The organism is Methylobacterium sp. WL12, assembly GCF_008039475.1.
Taxonomy (GTDB): domain Bacteria; phylum Pseudomonadota; class Alphaproteobacteria; order Rhizobiales; family Beijerinckiaceae; genus Methylobacterium; species Methylobacterium cerastii.
The window spans coordinates 1-3,456 of record NZ_VRUW01000171.1 but is presented as its reverse complement, the minus strand read 5'-3'; the positions used below and the strand labels follow the sequence as shown (position 1 = coordinate 3,456).

Here is a 3,456-nt window from a genome sequence, read left to right as displayed (position 1 = left end):
ATATATAATCGGAGATTACTTTGGATATGCTCCAAAAGACTTGATAATACCAATTATATTGGGAACCATAGCTGTAGTTCTTGGCTTTATGCTACGAGTGCGAGCTGCACAAGCTCTACTCACCATAGAGGATTAATCCATGAACGTCGGAAATCCACAACAGTTGTGTATTTGACCCGGCTTCAAATCGGCCACCGTGGCCGATTTGCCTGCCACCGTTCTGTACGCCCTCGCCGCCCCCTCAACGCCGATCCGGTGTGCGCAAGTAGCTGCCCTTTCAATCGGCCCAACTTGGGCCAATTGAAGCCTCTCACCCGTGCGCGCACGGAGCCGCCCCTACCTCGGGACTGTCTCGCAACGTCTCACGTGGCGGGTTTACGGAGCACAGGTTTTGTGACGAGATTTCCGACAGGAAACCTGTGGGTCCGATCCGACCCGTAGGCCGTCACGCAATCGGACGTTTGCGTGACAGCGGGCCAGCGGGACGGCACGGCGCAAGGCGATCTACCTCGAACTGCATCCCGAGACAGCGATGGGACAAGCGCAGGCCGCGGGAGCGAACCGGGCGCTTGGTCGAGGGGACGTGGCGGCAAATTCTGCCACCACGTCCTTCGCCGACGCAACGGCAAAAGCGACCGGCCGCGCCCCTCGGACCGTGCGCCAGGATGTTGAGCGCGGTGAGCGGATCGACCCTGACGCCCTCGCCGCGGTCTCCGGCACCCCCCTCGACAAGGGCAGCTGCCTCGATGCCCCCGCATTCAATGGTGAACAGGTGCCAGCAAACGGCCTCGAGGCCGTTGCGCCCAAGCCTTTGATGACTCAGCGTTCTCGGGAGCGACTACACCCCGAGAGGCAGTCACCATGGACTTATTCGAGGCGGCCGGTGTGCCGCTGCCCCCGATCCCACCCAAGCCGGCGCGCAAGGCCCGCAAGCCGTCGCCGGCCGAGCGAGCTGCGTCGGGTCGCCTTGAAGGCGCCCGCCGCCACCGGATCCCGGATCGCCGCCGTATCGGGCCTGGTCGTGACCTGGCGCACGCCGCCCAGGTCGTCCCCTTCCCGCTCCACCACAACGGGGCCTTGCTCGCCGATGTCATCGAGCGGCTTCCGCACGGCTATTCGCCCGACCTGAACAAGGCGTGCGCAAAAGAGACCCGCAATCTACAAAACCAGCTCATGCGCCAAGGTGTTGCCAAACAATCGGCATGGCTTTGTGCTAGAACACTACTTCACCATGCGCACATGAAACGTGTTCATGACGCTCACAGGGAGGCAGGAATTCTGTGAACATCGCCCCAGCACGGGGCGCCTTCACTCGAAGTGGAAATGAAAAGGCCCCGCGGCGGCTACCGCAGGGCCTCGATTTTTCACCCGTCGAGGTTGGACCAGGCGCTCACCCAAACCATCCGTCAGACACAAAACCTGTAGCAGCCCCGAAGGTTGCTGCACAGGTCCCGGTGCACGGAAATCGTGATCCTTCCGTGCTCATTCCCGCTCGTAGGCGGGTGCACGAGATCACGCTGATCTTGCGCGACCGGCACAAGGGTCCGTGCCGCACCGACGACGCCATGGCGTACCTCGATGAGGTCGTGCCTCACTTCGCCATGAAGTGCGGAGCCGCCGGCTTCGGATTCGCCTTGGCCGAGTGGGTCGCACAGAACTGCCCAGGCTTGACCGGCGCGGACACCGAGAACGCCGTCCGGCGCATCCTCCCGAACCCGCCGCGCTACACGTCGCCAGCCATCGGCCGCCGCCTCAAGGTGCGGATCGCCGAGGCCGAGCGCCTGGGCCTCCGGTTCATCCGGCCGATGGGTTGGACCGCCACGAAGCACGGGAAGGCCATGAAGGCCGCGAAGGCCGCAGCCCTGAAGGCCAAGCGTCAGGCGACCGGCGAGACGAGGACGCCGCGCGAGTTGTCGGTCGCCAAGCTCGCGCCCTGGAACGGCCTGGGCATGGCCCGGGCGACCTTCATGCGCCTGCCGAAGGACGTGCAGGCGGGCCACGTCGAGCAAGCCCGGGAGGCCCTGCGATGAGCCGGTGCCATGAGACCGATGAGACAGATTTGTCGCTCATACTCTTCTCTTCTCCCGGTACATTTCAGTCTCAGGCGCCCTCGCCTTGGTTGGGTGGGGCCGGGGCCCAGCCCCCGAGCCCCATCCCCTCACCGGGAAGGGACGCGGGCAGCTCGACGCAAACCACAGACGTTCTCCAAGCTGAAGGACCGACACCGCATCCTGCCGCGCCGGGTGCCTCGACTATCTCCCTGGCATCTCACCCCCGTGCGCGAGCATGGCGGGCCGACGCACTCGCTCACGGTCCCCTTGGGGACACGCGAGCGCGCCGCCCCTCGCCGCCGCGGGTGACACCCCCCGCGCCCTATCCTGCACCCTCGCATCTCGGGGTCGTCGTAAGGGGCGACGACGGGGAGGTTGACCGATCGGTCGTGCCATCCTCGGCGCCCTCATTGCCGCCCTGGCCCTCGATGCCGTCCCGCCATAGTCGGCGCCGTTCAAGAGAGGTGGCGGGTGCGCGCGCGGGCGACGGCGGCGGGGGCAGTCATCAGGATACCTTGACGACTGGCGCGACCGGCCCGCGGACCCACGAGGATGGCTCAGAACGGGCGCGGACCTGCACAGGCATCCGAGCGCCGAAGACCATGGCCGCGCCTGTCCTCGGCCGCCTGGCGCGGGCTGGCGGGGCGTTTGGGGCGGAAGGTCAAGGGACCGTGGAAACGCGGGAGAGAGACCGCAATTGCCCCGCAGCCCTGAACCATATCGATTACTTTTTTTCTCAGAATGCGATTTCCTTTCCAAGTCACCCCGCCCTTGGGAGGGCCTTCACATGACCGCGCCCCGTCACGACGCCGCCGGCCTTTTCGCCCGCATCCGCGCCGGACAGGCCGAGATCAGCGCTCTGGACGCTCGCCGTGCCCAGCGGGCGGCCGAGGTAAACCGCTGGATCAATCAGCTCGCCCGGCTCCCGGAAGACGGCCCGGAAATGCCTCCCCTTCCGGCCTCGGCGCCCCTGCCGATCAAGGCAGCCGCCCGGCAGTGCCAGAAGTCCGTCGATACCCTTCGGCGGCACGGCAAGCCGGGCGGATGGGCCTGGAAGACGGGTGGCCTGTGGTGTGTCGATCCGGTTGGGCTGGACGCATGGGTGCGGGGCCGCGGGGCCTGAACCCGACGGGGAGAAGATGCCTCCAAATGTGGAGGCATCTCTCGCGTGCGCGCGTGCGCGACCTGCCTGTTCTTGCCCCTTCCTGCCCTGAGACCGCCAAGCCCGGGCCGGGCATGATGCGAGCATGAAGACGCCGCCGCCCCATTCCTCTGACGAGATGCCTGCCGCCGCGCGGTTGAGCGTCAAGGTGCCGTCGAACCTGCGCCTCGCGGTGCAGCTCGCCGCGGAGGCCCGAAAGGTCCCGGTCGCCGGCTTCGTCCGCGACGCCCTACTGGACCGGCT

3 protein-coding genes are annotated in these 3,456 nt (G+C 66.3%); all 3 read left to right on the top strand.

Annotated features, from left to right (window positions below):
- The first annotated feature begins 861 nt into the window (after positions 1 to 861).
- The 3 genes from FV226_RS27040 to FV226_RS27030 all read left to right on the top strand — a co-directional run bounded on the left by FV226_RS27040 (position 862) and on the right by FV226_RS27030 (position 3,174).
- Positions 862 to 1,284: a hypothetical protein gene (locus FV226_RS27040; protein WP_147765346.1), complete on the top strand. Its 423-nt coding sequence runs from the start codon at positions 862 to 864 to the stop codon at positions 1,282 to 1,284.
- 194 nt (positions 1,285 to 1,478) lie between these two features.
- Complete coding sequence (locus tag FV226_RS27035; protein ID WP_147765345.1) at positions 1,479 to 2,030, top strand: hypothetical protein; 552 nt, start codon at positions 1,479 to 1,481, stop codon at positions 2,028 to 2,030.
- 808 nt (positions 2,031 to 2,838) lie between these two features.
- The gene (locus FV226_RS27030; RefSeq protein ID WP_147765344.1) at positions 2,839 to 3,174 is read left to right on the top strand and encodes a hypothetical protein; all 336 of its coding nucleotides are present in this window, start codon (positions 2,839 to 2,841) and stop codon (positions 3,172 to 3,174) included.
- Positions 3,175 to 3,456: the final 282 nt, after the last annotated feature.

Coding starts and splice junctions, on each gene's coding strand:
- FV226_RS27040 (WP_147765346.1), top strand. CDS start 862: ATGGACTTATTCGAGGCGGCCGGTGTGCCGCTGCCCCCGATCCCACCC.
- FV226_RS27030 (WP_147765344.1), top strand. CDS start 2,839: ATGACCGCGCCCCGTCACGACGCCGCCGGCCTTTTCGCCCGCATCCGC.